Source organism: Streptomyces sp. NPDC000345, from assembly GCF_042898825.1.
Classification (GTDB): domain Bacteria; phylum Actinomycetota; class Actinomycetes; order Streptomycetales; family Streptomycetaceae; genus Streptomyces.
Genome location: NZ_JBIAZE010000014.1, coordinates 1 through 17,568, shown reverse-complemented (window position 1 = coordinate 17,568; position 17,568 = coordinate 1). Strand labels below are relative to the sequence as shown.

At 69.9% G+C, this 17,568-nt stretch carries 9 protein-coding genes, 1 tRNA gene and 1 rRNA gene; 1 reads left to right on the top strand and 10 read right to left on the bottom strand.

The features are described 5' to 3' along the window. Nucleotides 1-49: 49 nt before the first annotated feature. The 7 genes from ACFY30_RS29060 to ACFY30_RS29030 form a co-directional block, all read right to left on the bottom strand. Nucleotides 50-595 carry a CinA family protein gene (locus tag ACFY30_RS29060; protein ID WP_390848123.1) on the bottom strand — a complete coding sequence of 182 codons (546 nt, stop codon included), beginning with the start codon at nt 593-595 and terminating at the stop codon, nt 50-52. Next, nucleotides 592-1,404: a CDP-diacylglycerol--glycerol-3-phosphate 3-phosphatidyltransferase gene (gene pgsA / locus ACFY30_RS29055; protein WP_390848122.1), complete on the bottom strand. Its 813-nt coding sequence runs from the start codon at nt 1,402-1,404 to the stop codon at nt 592-594. Before pgsA ends, ACFY30_RS29060 begins: the two co-directional genes overlap by 4 nt. Then, nucleotides 1,401-2,870 (bottom strand): 30S ribosomal protein S12 methylthiotransferase RimO, encoded by a 1,470-nt coding sequence (gene rimO / locus ACFY30_RS29050; RefSeq protein ID WP_390848121.1) that lies wholly within the window; start codon nt 2,868-2,870, stop codon nt 1,401-1,403. The genes pgsA and rimO overlap by 4 nt, the downstream gene beginning before the upstream one ends. A gap of 92 nt (nt 2,871-2,962) precedes the next feature. Beyond that, entirely contained in the window at nt 2,963-3,802 is an 840-nt protein-coding gene (locus ACFY30_RS29045; RefSeq protein ID WP_390848120.1) for a helix-turn-helix domain-containing protein, read from the bottom strand. 253 nt (nt 3,803-4,055) lie between these two features. Beyond that, nucleotides 4,056-6,776, bottom strand: coding sequence for a DNA translocase FtsK (locus tag ACFY30_RS29040; RefSeq protein WP_390848119.1), 2,721 nt, complete (start codon nt 6,774-6,776; stop codon nt 4,056-4,058). Nucleotides 6,777-6,984: 208 nt separating this feature from the next. Next, entirely contained in the window at nt 6,985-7,671 is a 687-nt protein-coding gene (locus ACFY30_RS29035; protein WP_390848118.1) for a two-component system response regulator, read from the bottom strand. A 262-nt stretch (nt 7,672-7,933) separates the two neighbouring features. Beyond that, entirely contained in the window at nt 7,934-13,378 is a 5,445-nt protein-coding gene (locus ACFY30_RS29030) for a HAMP domain-containing protein (RefSeq protein ID WP_390848117.1), read from the bottom strand. Between the two features lie 378 nt (nt 13,379-13,756). On the opposite strand from ACFY30_RS29030, the gene ACFY30_RS29025 reads away from it, so the two are divergent. Further along, complete coding sequence (locus ACFY30_RS29025) at nt 13,757-16,495, top strand: SpoIIE family protein phosphatase (protein WP_390848116.1); 2,739 nt, start codon at nt 13,757-13,759, stop codon at nt 16,493-16,495. A 61-nt stretch (nt 16,496-16,556) separates the two neighbouring features. On the opposite strand, the gene ACFY30_RS29020 is transcribed toward ACFY30_RS29025, so the two are convergent. From ACFY30_RS29020 to rrf, 3 genes are all read right to left on the bottom strand, one after another. Continuing rightward, nucleotides 16,557-16,629 (bottom strand) — tRNA-Thr (locus ACFY30_RS29020). A 75-nt stretch (nt 16,630-16,704) separates the two neighbouring features. After that, the gene (locus ACFY30_RS29015) at nt 16,705-17,367 is read right to left on the bottom strand and encodes a DegT/DnrJ/EryC1/StrS family aminotransferase (RefSeq protein ID WP_390848262.1); all 663 of its coding nucleotides are present in this window, start codon (nt 17,365-17,367) and stop codon (nt 16,705-16,707) included. A 114-nt stretch (nt 17,368-17,481) separates the two neighbouring features. Then, nucleotides 17,482-17,568, bottom strand: a 5S ribosomal RNA gene (gene rrf / locus ACFY30_RS29010); the annotation flags it as partial.

Genomic DNA, 17,568 nt, shown 5'->3' with positions numbered 1-17,568 from the left:
GCTGCGGCCGTGCGGGGAGCGATGTCGTGTTCACTCAGGGCTGCAAACATCAAAACCCCCCGTTCTGTTCCGTATCCTGTGCCCGCTCATTCCCGGTGTGTTCGCCCGCAAGCTCTGTCAGAAGCAGTGCGAGCACGCTCCGTACACTCTCTCTACGAATTTCCGCGCGGTCGCCGTTCAACCGCAGGGCCGCCACTTTTCCGCCAGGGGCGGAACCGGATTCCGGCCCGAAGGGGCCGTCCACGGCCACGAAGACCGTGCCGACGGGCTGACCGTCCTGAGGATCGGGGCCGGCGACCCCGGTGGTCGCGATGCCCCAGTCGGCGCCGAGCGCCTTGCGCACTCCGGCCGCCATCTGGGCGGCGACCTGCGGATCCACCGCTCCGCGTGCGGCCAGCAGGCCCGCGTCCACCCCGAGCAGTTCCTGCTTCAGCTCGGTCGCGTAGGCCGTGACCGAGCCGCGGAAGGCCTGGGAGGCTCCGGGCACCGATGTGATCTCCGCCGCGACCAGGCCACCGGTCAGCGACTCGGCCACAGCGAGCGTCTCACCCTTCACTGTGAGTAGTCGCACCACGTCGGCGGCCCGGGAGTTCACGCTTCCGTCTCCTCCGACGCGGCCCGTCGCTCGGCGATGCCCTGCCTGCGCAGCACAATGGCCTGTCTTACGTAGTCGAGTCCGGTCACCACAGTGAGGACGACGGCCGCCGCCATCACCCACCACCTCAGGGTGGCGAGCCACCCCGTCAGCGCCAGGATGTACATCCCGACGGCCACGCCCTGCGTGAGCGTCTTGAGCTTGCCGCCCCGGCTCGCCGGGATGACGCCGTACCGGATGACGAGGAAACGCATCAGCGTGATCCCGAGTTCCCGGCCGAGGATCACGATCGTCACCCACCACGGCAGATCGCCGAGCGAGGAGAGGCAGATCAGCGCCGCTCCCATGATCGCCTTGTCGGCGATGGGGTCGGCGATCTTCCCGAAGTCGGTGACGAGGTTGTACGTGCGCGCCAGATGTCCGTCGAACAGGTCGGTGATCATGGCGATGGCGAAGGCCGCCCAGGCGAACGACCGCCAGGCCGGGTCGTAGCCGCCGTCGGCCAGCATCAGCATGACGAAGCCGGGCACCAGGATCAGCCTGAGCATCGTCAGCAGATTGGCGATGTTCCAGACACTCGCCTGGTTGACGGCCGCGGCGGCCAGCTTGCCGCCGCGCGGGGACTTGCCCGCGGCACCCTGCGCCTCGGCGTCGGCGGCTCCCGGGGAGCCGCTGCCACCGGCGGCAGTGGCGGGGCCGGCAGCGGCAGACGGGTCGACGGCGCCGGAACCGGCGGCGGACACGTCCGCCGCGCCGGTCCCTCGCGCCCGCGAGGAGCCGCCGGCAGCCGATGCCGGTGCACCCGTCATCTGCCCGCCTCCTCACTACACCCGAACGAGCCCTGCAGGGGCTCGGCCACCAGGTCGACACCTTCCGTACCGACCACCTTCGCCTCGACCATACGACCGACGCTCAGGCCTTCGCCCGATGTGAGCAGCACCTGGCCGTCGGTCTCCGGCGCCTGGTGTGCCCCACGGCCGTGCACGCCGTCCTCGTCCACGGACTCCACGAGCACGTGCACCGTCTCTCCCAGGCGCTCCTCGGCCCGCTGGGACACGAGCTCCTCGGCGAGCCGGGAGACGCGGGCGAGCCGCTCGGCGACGACGTCCTCGTCGAGCTTGTTCTCGTACGTGGCGGCCTCGGTGCCCTCCTCGTCGGAGTACCCGAAGACCCCGATGGCGTCCAGCCGCGCGCCGTTCAGGAAGCGCTCCAGCTCGGCCAGGTCGGCCTCGGACTCGCCGGGGAAGCCCACGATGAAGTTGGAGCGCACGCCCGCCTGGGGTGCCTTGCTGCGGATGGTGTCGAGCAGCTCCAGGAACCGGTCGGTGTCGCCGAAGCGGCGCATCGCGCGCAGCACACCGGGCGCGGAGTGCTGGAAGGACAGGTCGAAGTAGGGAGCGACCTTGGGCGTGGACGTCAGGACGTCGATGAGCCCCGGCCGCATCTCGGCCGGCTGGAGGTAGCTGACACGCACCCGCTCCAGGCCGTCGACCTCCGCCAGCTCGGGCAGCAGGGACTCCAGCAGACGGATGTCGCCCAGGTCCTTGCCGTAGGAGGTGTTGTTCTCGGAGACCAGCATGATCTCCTTGACGCCCTGCTCGGCCAGCCAGCGCGTCTCGTTGAGCACATCGCCCGGCCGGCGCGAGATGAACGAGCCGCGGAAGGACGGGATGGCGCAGAACGAGCAGCGCCGGTCGCAGCCGGAGGCGAGCTTCACCGAGGCGACGGGGGCTCCGTCGAGGCGGCGGCGCAGGGGCGCACGGGGGCCCGAGGCCGGGGCGACACCTTCGGGCAGATCACTCGGTCCGTGCCCGGGCAGCGCCACCGAGGCGGCGGAATCCTGTCGCTCCGCCGGGCTGATCGGCAGCAGCTTGCGCCGGTCGCGCGGGGTGTGGGAGGCGTGGATGCCGCCGTTCAGGATGGTCTGGAGGCGGTCGGAGATGTCCGCGTAGTCGTCGAAGCCGAGCACGCCGTCGGCTTCGGGAAGGGCCTCGGCGAGTTCCTTGCCGTACCGCTCGGCCATGCAGCCCACCGCCACGACGGCCTGGGTTCTGCCGTGCCCCTTGAGGTCGTTGGCCTCCAGGAGGGCATCGACGGAGTCCTTCTTGGCGGCCTCGACGAAGCCACAGGTGTTGACGACGGCGACGTCCGCTTCCTCGGCGTCCTCGACGAGCTGCCAGCCGTCCGCCTCCAAACGGCCTGCGAGCTCCTCCGAGTCCACCTCGTTACGGGCGCAGCCAAGGGTGACGAGTGCGACGGTACGGCGTTCAGGCATGGGCTCAAGACTACTTTGTCCCACCGACACCGAACGTCGACGGGGTTGGCGATCATGGCCAACCCCGTCGGGTCACCTGTGTCTCCCGGGTCTCACCCGGCCTGCGGGTCGCCCTTGGTATACGTCAGACGTTCCACCGCGCCCGGCTGGAAGTTGTCGTCGATCTTCTTGCCGTTGACGAAGAGGTCGATCGCCCCGGCGTCGCCGAGGACGAGGTTGACCTTCTCGCTGTCCTGGAAGGTCTTGGAGTCGCCCTGCTTGAGCAGTCCGTCGAACAGCAGGCGGCCGTTGTGGTCCTTGGCCGAGATCCAGCTGCGGCCGTCGGTCGCGCTGACCTTGACGGTCACCTTGTCCTGGGGCGCGGCCGCGATGGCGCTGTCGGAGGGCTCGGGCGGGGTGTCGGCGGACTTGTCGGTCTTGGGGGTGGGCGAGGCGGTGTCGCCGGCCGCGGGCGTGGTGCCCTCGGCGACCGCGTCCTTGGATCCGCTCTCGTCGCCGCCCTTGAAGGCGGTGAAGCCGACGAAGCCGACCACGGCCACGATCGCGGCGACCATCGCCGCCGTCCAGTTCGGTCCGCGTCGCTCGGGGCGGATGCGTTCCGCCTCGAACAGCGGCGCGGCCGGGGTCGGAGCCGGCCGGCCGCCGTGGGTGGCGTCGTACTGTTCGATCAGCGGGCCGGGGTCGAGCCGCACGGCCCGGGCCAGGGTCCGGATGTGCCCGCGCGCGTACACGTCCCCGCCGCAGGGGGCGAAGTCGTCCGACTCGATGGCGTGGATGATGGTGATGCGGACCCGGGTGGCGGTACTGACGTCGTCGACGGTCAGCCCGGCGGTGATGCGCGCCTGGCGCAGGGCACGACCGATCGAGAAGGGGGCTTCCTCGGACGGGTCTTCGAACGGACGCTCGTCTTCAGGGGAGTTGCCGATGGACACGGGGGCGCCTTTCGAGCGTGTAGCCACCTGTGCTGGAGGTTCAGTCTAGGGGGGGTGCCAAAGGGAGGGGCAACCGGACGGTACGACTTTGTACGCCATCGGCATGGCCGGTCACGCCGATGACGGGCCAGACACGGCCCCGGTTGAAAGCCGTACCTGTCCTCTCGCTCAACTGGACGTACACCAAAGGGAAACGGTTGCCCTGCTGTTTCTAACGGGTGAGTCACGGACGCCCGGGTCCCCGGCATCACGCCTACCCCTCAGACTCCCCCCGGATCACGGCCAGCACGCCATCCAGCTCATCGGGTTTCACAAGAACGTCACGAGCCTTGGATCCCTCGCTCGGACCGACGATGTTCCGCGACTCCATGAGATCCATCAGCCGGCCGGCCTTCGCGAAGCCGACGCGCAGCTTGCGCTGGAGCATCGACGTCGAGCCGAACTGGGTGGACACGACCAGCTCGGCCGCCTGGCACAGCAGGTCGAGGTCGTCGCCGATGTCCTCGTCGATCTCCTTCTTCTGCTTCGTCCCCACGACGACGTCGTCCCGGAAGACCGGCGCCATCTGGTCCTTGCAGTGCTGCACGACCGCCGCGACCTCGGCCTCGGTCACGAAGGCGCCCTGCATACGGGTCGGCTTGTTCGCGCCCATCGGCAGGAACAGTCCGTCACCCTTGCCGATCAGCTTCTCCGCGCCCGGCTGGTCCAGGATGACCCGTGAGTCGGCGAGCGAGGAGGTGGCGAAGGCGAGCCGCGAGGGCACGTTCGCCTTGATCAGACCGGTCACCACGTCGACCGAGGGCCGCTGGGTGGCGAGCACCAGGTGGATGCCCGCCGCGCGCGCGAGCTGGGTGATCCGCACGATCGCGTCCTCGACGTCACGCGGCGCGACCATCATCAGGTCGGCGAGCTCGTCGACGATCACCAGCAGGTACGGGTAGGGCTGCAGCTCCCTCTCGCTGCCCTCGGGCGGCTTGACCTTGCCGTTCCTTATGGCCTCGTTGAAGTCGTCGATGTGCCGGAAGCCGTAGGCGGCGAGGTCGTCGTAGCGCAGGTCCATCTCCCGGACGACCCACTGCAGCGCCTCGGCGGCCCGCTTCGGGTTGGTGATGATCGGCGTGATCAGGTGCGGGATGCCCTCGTACGCGGTCAGCTCGACGCGCTTGGGGTCGACGAGGACCATCCGCACGTCCTCCGGGGTCGCGCGGACCATGATCGACGTGATGAGGCAGTTGATGCACGAGGACTTGCCGGACCCGGTGGCGCCGGCGACGAGGATGTGCGGCATCTTCGCCAGGTTGGCCATCACATAGCCGCCCTCGACGTCCTTGCCGAGCGCCACCAGCATCGGGTGGTCGTCCTCCGCCGCGTCGGCGAGCCGCAGCACGTCCCCGAGGTTCACCATCTCCCGGTCGGTGTTGGGGATCTCGATGCCGACCGCCGACTTGCCGGGGATCGGGCTGATGATCCGCACGTCCGGGCTGGCGACGGCGTACGCGATGTTCTTGGTGAGCGCGGTGATCCGCTCGACCTTCACGGCGGGGCCGAGCTCGACCTCGTAGCGGGTGACCGTCGGGCCGCGGGTGAAACCGGTGACGGCCGCGTCGACCTTGAACTCGGTGAAGACGTTCGTCAGCGAGGCCACGACCGCGTCGTTGGCGGCGCTGCGCGCCTTGCCGGGCCCGCCGCGCTGCAGCAGGTCCAGCGAGGGCAGCGCGTAGGTGATGTCGCCGGAGAGCTGGAGCTGCTCGGCGCGCGGCGGCAGGTCGGCGATCTTTTCCGGCGGCGCCTTGGTCAGGTCGGGGACGGCCCCGGTCCGCAGCTTCTCCTGCTGCGGCCGCGCGGCCGGTACCGGCGTCGGTGTGGTCGCCTCGCGGTCGCCCACGCGCACGCCCTGAGTGAGGTCGGCGACGACCGGCGAGGGCGGCATGCCGTGCATGATGGCGCCGTCGAGGTCGGCAGCGGCGGCTGCGGCGATGTCCACGGCGTCCGGCTCCCGGTCCATCGCGGGCTGCGGCACGGCCGAGCGGCGGGGACGGCCACGGCGCCGGGAGAGAGCCTCTTGCTCGGCGTCTTCGGGTTCGTACGCCCCGGGGGCGCCCGAGCGCCGACGGGGGCGCCCGGGCAGCGCCTCGCGCCACTGTTCGGCGTAGCGCGCGTCGTCGTCGGAGAACGCGTCGTACCCGTCCGCCTCGTAGTCGTGCACGATGCCGAGGCGGACCCCGAGCTGCCGCAGCCGCTGCGGGATCGCGTTGACCGGGGTGGCGGTGACGACCAGCAGCCCGAAGACCGTGAGCAGCACCAGCAGCGGTACGGCGAGCACCTCGCCCATGGCGTACGTCAGCGGGGTCGCCGCGCTCCAGCCGATGAGGCCGCCGGCGTCCCTTATCGCCGGCATGCCGTCGCTTCGGGCGGGCGCGCCGCAGGCGATGTGGACCTGGCCGAGGACCCCGATGACGAGCGCGGACAGGCCGATCACGATGCGCCCGTTGGCCTCGGGCTTCTCCGGGTGCCGGATGAAGCGCACGGCGATGACCGCGAGCAGGATCGGCACGAGCAGGTCGAGGCGGCCGAAGGAGCCGGTGACCAGGATCTCGACCAGGTCGCCGACGGGACCCTTCAGGTCGGCCCAGGTGCCCGCCGCGACGATCAGCGCGACGCCGAGCAGCAGCAGGGCGACGCCGTCCTTGCGGTGGGCGGGGTCGAGGTTCTTCGCGCCGTTCCCTATTCCCCGGAACACGGCGCCCACCGCGTGCGCCAGGCCCAGCCAGAGGGCGCGTACGAGCCGGTAGACGCCCCCGGTGGGGCTCGGCGCCGGCTTGGGTGCCGGCGCCGCCTTCTTGGCCGCGGCCTTCCTGGCGGGCGCCTTCTTCGCCGGGGCCTTTTTCGCGGCGGCCTTCTTCGCCGGAGCCTTCGCGGGAGCGGCCGCCTTCTTGGCGGGCTGCTTCTTGGCTGCGGAGGGACGTGAGGCCATGGGTGTGAGGTTACCGGGGGAGACGACAGTGGACACGCGTGCCCACTGCTTCACCCGTTCGTGTCGGCCCTGCAGAGGCGCGGAACTGACGCTTCCGCACGGCGGGGTCAGCACCCCGGAGCAGCCGCCCGGCGAGGAGCCGGCGCATCAGCCCCGTGACGGCACGGAACTGATCCCCGCTCACCCCCAAGTGCGGCCGCCTCTCGCGTCAGTTCTGCGACGGCACCGAGGCGGCGCCGTTGCCGGTCCCCGGCTCCAGCGCGTCCAGGGCCCGCCGCAGGCCGGTGAGTTTGCGCTCCAGATGCGCGGCCGTGGCCACCGCGGCCGCGTCCGCCGACTCGTCGTCGAGCTGCTTGGACAGCGCCTCCGCCTGCTCCTCGACGGCGGCGAGCCGCGCGGAGAGCTCGGCCAGCAGTCCGGCCGACTCCTTGGCACCGCCGCCCGCCGCGGCCTTGCCGCCGCCCTCCAACTGGAGCCGCAGCAGCGCCGCCTGCTCCCTGAGCTGGCAGTTCTTCATGTACAGCTCGACGAACACGGAGACCTTGGCGCGCAGCACCCACGGGTCGAACGGCTTGGAGATGTAGTCCACCGCGCCGGCCGCGTACCCCCGGAAGGTGTGGTGCGGGCCGTGGTTGATCGCCGTGAGGAAGATGATCGGGATGTCCCTGGTGCGTTCTCGCCGCTTGATGTGTGCGGCCGTTTCGAAACCGTCCATTCCCGGCATCTGGACATCCAGCAGAATGACCGCGAAGTCGTCCGTCAGCAGCGCTTTGAGCGCCTCCTCCCCGGACGATGCCCGCACCAGCGTCTGATCGAGCGCCGAGAGGATCGCCTCCAGCGCCAGCAGATTCTCCGGCCGGTCATCGACCAGGAGGATCTTGGCCTTCTGCACCATGGCCCGCCCTCCTCGCCCCGGCAGTGCACCGGGCGCCGCCCCTGGGGACGACTCCTTTGCGCCGCCCTTCCTTGTGCCGGTCATGGTAGCCGCACCCCGACCGTCGCCACACCCTGTCACCGTGATGTCACTGTGCACATATCAGGAACGCGACAGGAGACCAGAAGGTTCCCCGGATCCCGCCCCTCTACACGGCCGTGAACAGCCTCTGTCGGCAACTTCTCACGACTCCCGCGAGTTCCCGTCACACGAACGGATCCCGTCACGCCTCCCGCATCCACTGCTCCATCACCGTCAGCAGGTGATCGGGATCGACCGGCTTCGTGACGTAGTCGGAGGCACCCGACTCGATCGCCTTCTCCCGGTCGCCCTTCATCGCCTTCGCCGTCAGCGCGATGATCGGCAGCCCCGAGAACTGCGGCATCCTGCGGATCGCCGTCGTCGTCGCGTAGCCGTCCATCTCGGGCATCATGATGTCCATCAGCACGACCGCCACGTCATCGTGCTGCTCCAGCACCTCGATGCCCTCACGGCCGTTCTCCGCGTACAGCACCGACAGGCCGTGCTGCTCCAGGACGCTGGTCAGCGCGAACACGTTACGGATGTCGTCGTCGACGATCAGCACCTTCTCACCGCCGAACCGGATGCCCCGGTGCCCCTGCGGCGCCGACCACTGCGCGGGTTCCCCGACCCGCTCCCCGCCGTTCGACGACCGCCGCCGGCGCCGGAACAGCGCCGCCGCGCCGTTCTGCGTCTCGTGGTACGACTTCACCTCGGCCGGCGTCTCGATCTCCACGTCCGACAGCTCCGACAGCTCGGCCGCCCCGTTCTCCGAGGCCACCAGGTCACCGGCCTCCAGCGCGGGCACCACCTGCTGGTAACCCTGCGGCGGCAGCTCACTGGGGTGCAGCGGCAGGTACAGCGTGAACGTCGAGCCACGCCCCGGCTCGCTCTGGGCGTGGATCTCACCGCCCAGCAGCTGCGCGATCTCCCGCGAGATCGACAGCCCCAGACCCGTACCGCCGTACTTGCGGCTGGTCGTGCCGTCCGCCTGCTTGAACGCCTCGAAGATCACCCGCATCTTGCTGGCCGCGATCCCGATGCCCGTGTCGGTCACCGAGAACGCGATCAGCGGCGCGTCCGGATCCGTCAGCGAACCGGCCTCCAGCAACTGCTCCCGGATCGCCACCGGCACCTCCGCCCCGGCCGGCCGGATCACCAGCTCCACCGACCCCGAGTCGGTGAACTTCACCGCGTTGGACAGCAGGTTGCGCAGCACCTGGAGGAGCCGCTGCTCGTCCGTGTGCAGCGTGGCCGGCAGCTCCGGCGACACCCGCACCGACAGATCCAGGCCCTTCTCCGCGGTCAGCGGCCGGAAGGTCGCCTCCACGTAGTCCACGAGCTGCACGAGCGCGATCCGCGTGGGCGAGACGTCCATCTTGCCCGCCTCGACCTTCGACAGGTCCAGGATGTCGTTGATCAGCTGCAGCAGGTCGGAACCCGCCCCGTGGATCGTCTCCGCGAACTCGACCTGCTTCGGCGAGAGGTTGCCCTCCGCGTTGTCCGCGAGCAGCTTCGCCAGGATCAGCAGCGAGTTCAGCGGCGTACGCAGCTCGTGCGACATGTTGGCGAGGAACTCGCTCTTGTACCGCATCGACACCGCGAGTTGCTCGGCACGCTCCTCCAGAACCTGCCGCGCCTCCTCGATCTCGGTGTTCTTCACCTCGATGTCACGGTTCTGCTGGGCCAGCAGCTCGGCCTTCTCCTCCAGTTCGGCGTTGGACGCCTGGAGGGCCATCTGCCGCTGCTCCAACTCCGCCGACCGCTCGCGCAGTTGCTCGGTCAGCTCCTGCGACTGCTTCAGCAGCTGCTCGGTCTTGGTGTTGACCGAGATGGTGTTGACGCTGGTCGCGATCATCTCGGCAAGCTGGTTGAGGAAGTCCTTCTGGATCTGCGTGAACGGCGCGAAGGACGCCAGCTCGATCACCCCGAGCACCTTGCCCTCGAACAGCACCGGCAGCACGATCACCTGCGCGGGCGGCGCCTCACCGAGCCCGGAGGAGATCTTCAGATAGCCGCTCGGCGCGTTCTCCACCAGGATCGTGCGCTTCTCCTCGGCGGCCGTCCCCACCAGCGCCTCACCCGGCCGGAACGACGTCGGCATCGACCCCATCGAGTAGCCGTACGAGCCCAGCATCCGCAGCTCGTACGACTCCTCCGTGCCCTCGGACGACGGCATCGCCAGGAAGAACGCGCCGTGCTGCGCGGCCACCAGCGGCGGCAGCTCGCTCATGATCAGCGAAGCCACGTCCTCCAGGTCGCGCCGCCCCTGCATCAGGGCCGACACACGCGCGAGGTTGCCCTTGAGCCAGTCCTGCTCCTTGTTGGCGATCGTGGTGTCCCGCAGGTTGGCGATCATCTTGTTGATGTAGTCCTGCAGTTCCTGGATCTCGCCGGCCGCGTCCACGTCGAGCTTCAGGTTCAGGTCGCCGCGGGTCACCGCGGTCGCCGCGCGCGCGATGGCGCGGACCTGCCGGGTCAGGTTCCCGGCCATCTCGTTCACCGACTCGGTGAGGTCCCGCCAGGTGCCGTCGACGTCACGCACGCGTGCCTGGCCGCCGAGCTGTCCCTCCGTGCCCACCTCGCGGGCCACCCGGGTGACCTCCTCGGCGAACGACGACAGCTGGTCGACCATCGTGTTGATGGTCGTCTTCAGCTCCAGGATCTCCCCGCGCGCATCGATGTCGATCTTCTTCGTCAGGTCGCCCTTCGCGATGGCCGTCGTGACCATGGCGATGTTGCGCACCTGACCGGTCAGGTTGGACGCCATGCCGTTCACGGAGTCGGTGAGGTCCTTCCACGTGCCCGCCACACCCGGCACATGCGCCTGGCCGCCCAGGATGCCGTCCGTGCCCACCTCACGGGCCACCTTGGTGACCTGCTCGGCGAACGAGCTCAGCGTCTTCACCATGGTGTTGATGGTGTCGGCGAGCTGCTGGACCTCGCCGCGTGCCTCGATCGTCACCGTCCGCGTCAGGTCGCCGTTGGCCACGGCCGCCGCGACCTGGGAGATGTTGCGCACCTGCATGGTCAGGTTCTTGGCCATCAGGTTGACGTTGTCGCTGAGGTCCTTCCAGATGCCCGTGACCCCCGGCACGTGCGCCTGGCCGCCCAGGATGCCCTCGGTGCCCACCTCACGGGCCACCCGGGTCACCTGCTCCGCGAACGACGACAGCTGGTCCACCATCGTGTTGACGGTGGTGACGAGCTCGAGGATCTCGCCCTTGGCGTCGACGGTGATCTTCTTCGACAGGTCGCCCTTGGCGACGGCGGTCGTGACCTCGGCGATCTGGCGCACCTGGATGGTCAGGTTGTTCGCCATGAAGTTCACCGACTGCGTGAGGTCCTTCCAGGTGCCGGAGACGCCCTGCACCTCGGCCTGGCCGCCGAGCTGCCCCTCCGTACCCACCTCACGGGCCACCCGCGTGACCTCCTGGGCGAACGACGACAGCTGGTCGACCATCGTGTTCAGCGTGTTCTTCAGCTCCAGGATCTCCCCGCGCGCGTCCACGGTGATCTTCTGGGACAGGTCACCGCGCGCCACCGCCGTGGCGACCTGCGCGATGTTGCGCACCTGGGCGGTGAGGTTGCCGGCCATGCCGTTCACCGAGTCGGTCAGGTCCCGCCACACGCCGGCCACGCCGGGCACCTGCGCCTGACCGCCGAGGCGGCCCTCGGTACCCACGTCCCGGGCCACCCGGGTCACCTGGTCCGCGAACGCGGAGAGCTGGTCGACCATCGTGTTGATGGTGTTCTTCAGCTCGAGGATCTCGCCGCGCGCGTCGACGTCGATCTTCTGCGACAGGTCACCACGCGCCACAGCGGTCGTCACCTGCGCGATCTGCCGCACCTGAGAGGTGAGGTTCCCCGCCATGAAGTTGACGGAGTCGGTGAGCTCCCGCCACGTGCCCGACACCCCGTCCACGCGCGCCTGGCCGCCGAGCCGGCCCTCGGTACCCACGTCCCGGGCCATCCGCGTCACCTGGTCGGCGAACGACGACAGCTGGTCCACCATCGTGTTCACGGTGTTCTTCAGCTGGAGCATCTCGCCGGAGACGTCGACGGTGACCTTCTGCGACAGGTCGCCGTTGGCCACGGCCGTCGTCACCTGGGCGATGTTCCTCACCTGACCGGTGAGATTCCTGAACGCCGTGTTGACGGAGTCCGTCAGGTCCTTCCACGTACCGGCCGCGCCCGACACCTGCGCCTGGCCGCCCAGTTCACCCTCGACACCGATCTCCCGCGCCACACGGGTCACTTCGGCACCGAACGCCGACAGCTGGTCCACCATCCCGTTGACGGTGTTCTTCAGCTCCAGCATCTCGCCGGCCACGTCCACCGTGACCTTCTGCGACAGGTCACCGCTCGCCACGGCCGTCGTCACGGCCGCGATGTCACGCACCTGAGTGGTGAGGTTGCGGAACACCGTGTTGACGGAATCCGTCAGGTCCTTCCAGGTACCCGCCGCACCCGGCACATTGGCCTGCCCGCCGAGCCGCCCCTCGGCCCCCACCTCGTTGGCCACCCGGGTGACCTCGTCCGCGAAGATCCGCAGCGTCTCGGTCATCTGATTGATCGTCTCGGCGAGTTGGGCGACCTCACCGCGTGCCGGCACGGTCACCTTCCGCGACAGGTCACCATTGGCGACCGCCGTCGTGACCTCGGCGATCTGACGCACCTGCGCCGTCAGATTGCCGGCCATGGTGTTCACCGAATCGGTGAGTTCCTTCCACACACCGTCGACACCCGACACCTGCGCCTGACCGCCCAGCATGCCGTCGGTGCCCACCTCGCGCGCGACGCGCGTCACCTCGGACGAGAACGCGGAGAGCTGGTCCACCATCGTGTTGACGGTGTTCTTCAGCTCGAGCATCTCGCCTTCGACATGAACCGTCACCTTCCGTGACAGATCACCCTTGGCCACCGCCGTCGTCACCAGCGCGATGTCCCGCACCTGGGCGGTGAGCCGCTCCGCCATCGTGTTGACGGACTCCGTGAGGTCCTTCCACGAACCGGACATGCCGCGCACCTGCGCCTGCCCGCCCAGCTTGCCCTCGGTGCCCACCTCGCTGGCCACGCGCGTGACCTCGTCGGTGAACGTCGACAGCTGGTCCACCAGGTTGTTGACCGTCCGCCCGACCTTCAGGAACTCCCCGCGCAGCGGCTGCCCGGCCATCCCCTCCGGCGTCTGCGTCCGCAGCTCCATCCGCGGCGACAGATCGCCCTCGGCCACCGCCGACAGCACCCGTCCGACCTCGGAGACAGGCCGTACGAGGTCGTCGACCAGCGCGTTGGAGTGGTCGATGGCGGTCGCCCACGAGCCCTCACAGGCGCCCGTCTCCAGCCGCTCGGTGAGCTTGCCCTCCCGGCCCACCATGCGGCGCACCCGCGACAACTCACCCGTGAGGTGGAGATTGCGGTCCGCCACCTCGTTGACCACGGCCGCGATCTCCGACATCACACCGTCGCCGGACACCGTGAGCCGCTTGCGGAAGTTCCCGTCCCGCATGGACACCAGGGCCGAGAGCAGCCGGTCGAGGGCCGCCGTGTCCACGGTGGTGGTACCTCCGCGCGGTGCGCGCCTGCTCAGGGACTGTCCGCCTTTCGCGCGCGCCTTAGTGCTCCGCGTCGCTGCGCCAGACTCCACTTGTCCCTCCCGCAGGGGTCGACCGTTACGCTGTGCATGGGTGCTGCTACTTGCCGTCTGCCAGTTACCGCTCGGTTATCCGCCCGATGTAACCAGGCGGACCCCGGGGGCTGCTGCCCCCTGTACTCAGAAGACACCCAGTCTGCCCGGACCTTCACAAGAAGCTTGCCCAGTGTTTCACCCTCACCGAACCCGGCCATAACAGTTCGGCAGCTTCGCACACCGTCCGCACACTCATGGGGCGGAAACACTGATGACCGGCATCCGCACGGACGGGGAAGGTAAGTAACCTTGCATGCGGCTGTCCAGCCGCGCCGGTCCGTCCGGCCTGGGCGGTGGCACGAGGCACGAGCGGGCATCGGAGGGGCGGCCGCACACATGACCACCGGACTGATCCCGGGGGAACAGCCCCCGGACCCCCGGCCCTCCGGCATGCGCCCGCCGCAGCAGCGGCGCGACCAGGGCGGCCAGGGATCCCCCCACGTCGACAACCGCCCGAGGAGTTCCGTGATCACCGCGCGTGCGGCCGCCAGCTTCGAGCCCGTCGGGCGATCTGTCGCGACCGCCCGCTCGTTCGTCCGCGACACCCTCCAGGGCTGGGGCTTCGCCGACATCGTCGACGACGCCGTGGTCCTCACCAGCGAGCTGGTCACCAACGCGGTCGTCCACGCGGGCACCCACGCCGACGTCCTGTGCCTGCGGTCCGAGGACGGCGTACGGATCGAGGTGGCCGACCGGTACCCGGAACGTGAGATCCCCCTCCAGGGCTCCCCCGCCACCATGGGCAGCCCCGACCGGGAGGGCGGCCGGGGCCTCCAGCTCTGCGCGGCCATCGCGGGCCGCTGGGGCGTCGACTACACCCCCACCCACAAGCAGGTCTGGTTCCAGCTCGATCTTCCCGACCGGCCGGTGGGCACCCGCACCGCCGGCCCGTCCCTGCCCGCCGACCTCCTCCCGCTCGCCGACAGCCGCGTCCGCGTCGCGGTCGTCCAGATCGACCGTACGGGCGCGATCTCGGCCTGGAACGAGGACGCCGAGGAACTCTTCGGCTACGCCGCCGACCAGGTCACCGGCAAACCCCTCACCGACCTCGCCGCCTGGCCGCACACCCCCGGCACCGGCACCGGCATCGCCGAGGCCCTCCAGCTCTCCCGCTGGGAGGGCAGTTACGGCATCCGCGGCGCCACCGGCCGGGTCACCCCGGTGTACGCCTCCCACCTCCGCGTCCGCGACACCCACGGCGAACCCTCCACGGTCTGCCTCCTCGTCCGCGACCACGAACGCGCCGTCCTGCAGACCCCGTCACGCATCCCGACGTCCGACGCGCCGCCCGTCGACGGGCAGAGCAGCGACCCCTTCGAGGTCTTCATCGGCTCACCCGCCCCCGACGACCTCGACGGACTCCTCCAGCGGACCGTGGAACGCGCCCGCGACATGCTCGACGGCGACTCCGCCTTCCTGCTCCTCGCGACCGACGACGAGACGGAGTTGGAGGTCCGCGCCTCCACCGGCCTGCCCTCCGCCCGCCAGCGCTTCGCCCGCGTACCCGTCGAGGCGGGCCCGGGACGCTACGGCTCGGCCCGGATGCCGGCCGTCCACGAGGACCTCCTGGCCGTCCCCGGCGCCGTACCGCTGCTGAACGGCACCGGCATGCGCTCGGTGGTGACGGTGCCGCTGAAGGTCGAAGGCCGTCTCACCGGCTCCCTCGGCGTCGCGGCCGAGGCCCCCGGCCGCTACTCCAACGAGGAGGCGCTGCGCCTGCAGTTCGCGGCCGACCGCATCGCCCTCGCCGTCGAGTCGGCCCGCCTGGGCGAGCTGGAGCGCCTGCGCCGCGGCTCGCTGAGCTTCCTGGTGGAGGCCTCCGACCTCCTGGCCGGCACCCTCGACCGCGACCAGACCCTGGCCCTGATGGCCCAGATGACGGTTCCCACCCTGGCGACCTGGTGCGCCGTCTACACGATCTCCGACCAGGCCTCCGACCCGTACCTGTCCTACGTCCTGCACGAGGACGAGGAGCTCATCGACGGCATCAAGTCGCTGCTCTCGAAGATCCCCCCGCCGGACCCGGTACCCACCCCGGGCGCCCGTGTCTGGTCGGCGCCCGGCGAGGCCGCCCACGAGGCGGCCCTGCGCAGCTCCATGCGCAGCCTCGGCCTCACCGGCGGCCCCACCCACCAGGTGGCCTCGGGCATCGGCCCCACCCTCGCCACGGCCTCCGCGGTCGGCGGCGAGACGGTGGTCCTCCCGCTGGTCGCCCGCAACCGCGTCATCGGCATGCTGACCCTCGGCAAGCCCACCGACGAACACTTCCGCCAGGAGATCCTGGAACTGGCCGAGGACCTGAGCCGCCGGGCCGCCCTCGCCCTCGACAACGCCCGCCTCTACTCCGAGCGCACGGCCATCAGCCAGTCCCTCCAGCGCAGCCTCCTGCCGCCGGGTCTGCCCGGGATCGACGGTGTCGAGGTCGACGTCATCTACCGCGCGGCCGGCGAGGGCAACGAGGTCGGCGGCGACTTCTACGACGTCTTCCCGATCAGCGACGGCGCCTACGGCTTCGCGATCGGCGACGTCTGCGGCACCGGCCCGCACGCGGCCGCCGTGACGGGTCTGGCCCGACACGCCCTGAGACTGCTCGCCAGGGAGGGCCTCAGCGGCCCTGCGGTCCTGGAACGCCTCAACTCGGCCATCCTCGACGAGGGCGACCGCAGCCGCTTCCTGACCCTCCTCTACGGCGAGATGCGCCCGCAGGACGACGGCAGCGCGGAACTGAAGGTGGTCTGCGCCGGTCACCCCCTCCCGCTCCGCCTGCGCCAGGACGGCACGGTGGAACCGGCCGCCGAACCCCAGCCCCTCCTCGGCGTCATCGAGGACCTGGAGCTGTACGAGCAGACGGTCACCCTCGACCCGGGCGACGTCCTGCTCTGTGTCACGGACGGTGTCACCGAGCGCCGTGAGGGCACCCGCATGCTGGGAGACGACGGCCTCGCCGACGTCCTGTCGACCTGTACGGGCCTCACGGCCGGCGCGGTCGCGGCCCGCATCATGCGCGCGGTGGAACGCTTCGCGTCGGACGCCCCGTCCGACGACATGGCGATCCTGGCGATGCGGGTGGCATGAGAGAGAGGGTCACGCGGACATGAGAAAACCCCCGCCCGATAGGGCGGGGGTTTCTTTTCGGAGCCCCCAAACGGAATCGAACCGTTGACCTTCTCCTTACCATGGAGACGCTCTGCCGACTGAGCTATAGGGGCCGGTTGCTTTTCGAGGTTTCCCTCGCGGCAACGGAATAGATCATACCCTGAACGAGTCGGTGTTCCCAAACCCGATCAGAAGGCGGGTTGCAGCAGCCCGCCGAGCGCGTTGCACGCGGCCACGACGCGCTGCATGTCCCGTTTCGTCAACGAGGCGTCCACCGGCAGGGCGAGGGTCTCGTCCGCGGCCAGCTCGGTCTCCGGCAACGACACGCACCGCCGGAACTCGGGCCGCCGGTGCAGCGGGGTCTTCACCGGCACCCGGCACTCAACTCCCCTCCCCCGCAAGGCTCTCGCGAAGGCGTCCCGGTCGGGACGGCCGTTTCCCGGCACCCGCACGACGTACTGCTGATAGGAGTGCCCATGTCCGCCGTCGGGCGTCCGCACCCCACGCAACCGCGCGTCCAGATAGGCCGCCCGCTCCCGCCGCCGGGCGATCTCGTCGTACGGCGCCTCGGACTCCGCCTGTTCCAGCACCAGCAGCCCGTACCGCTGCCCGACCCCGTGCAACCGCGGAACATCGGCCGGCCGCCCGAAGCGGTGTACGACAACGACGGCCGCCGTGCGCGGAGTTACGACCGCCTCGACCGCGGCCGCGTCCAGGCAGTAGGTCACCGGATCCACGTCGGCGAACACCGGCAGCGCACCCGCCAGGGCGACCGCTCCGGCGACTTCGGCGTTCCCGAAGGCCGGCACGACGACCTCGTCACCGACACCGACGCCTGCGGCCCTGAGCATTGCAGCAGTACCCATGCCGTGGATGCTGCGGGCGGAACGTGAACTTCAAGTGACGGAAAACAAAAAAGGGTTGGGCCCTGAACCGAAGTTCAGGGCCCAACCCTTTGAATGATTGTTCGGCGGTGTCCTACTCTCCCACAGGGTCCCCCCTGCAGTACCATCGGCGCTGTAAGGCTTAGCTTCCGGGTTCGGAATGTAACC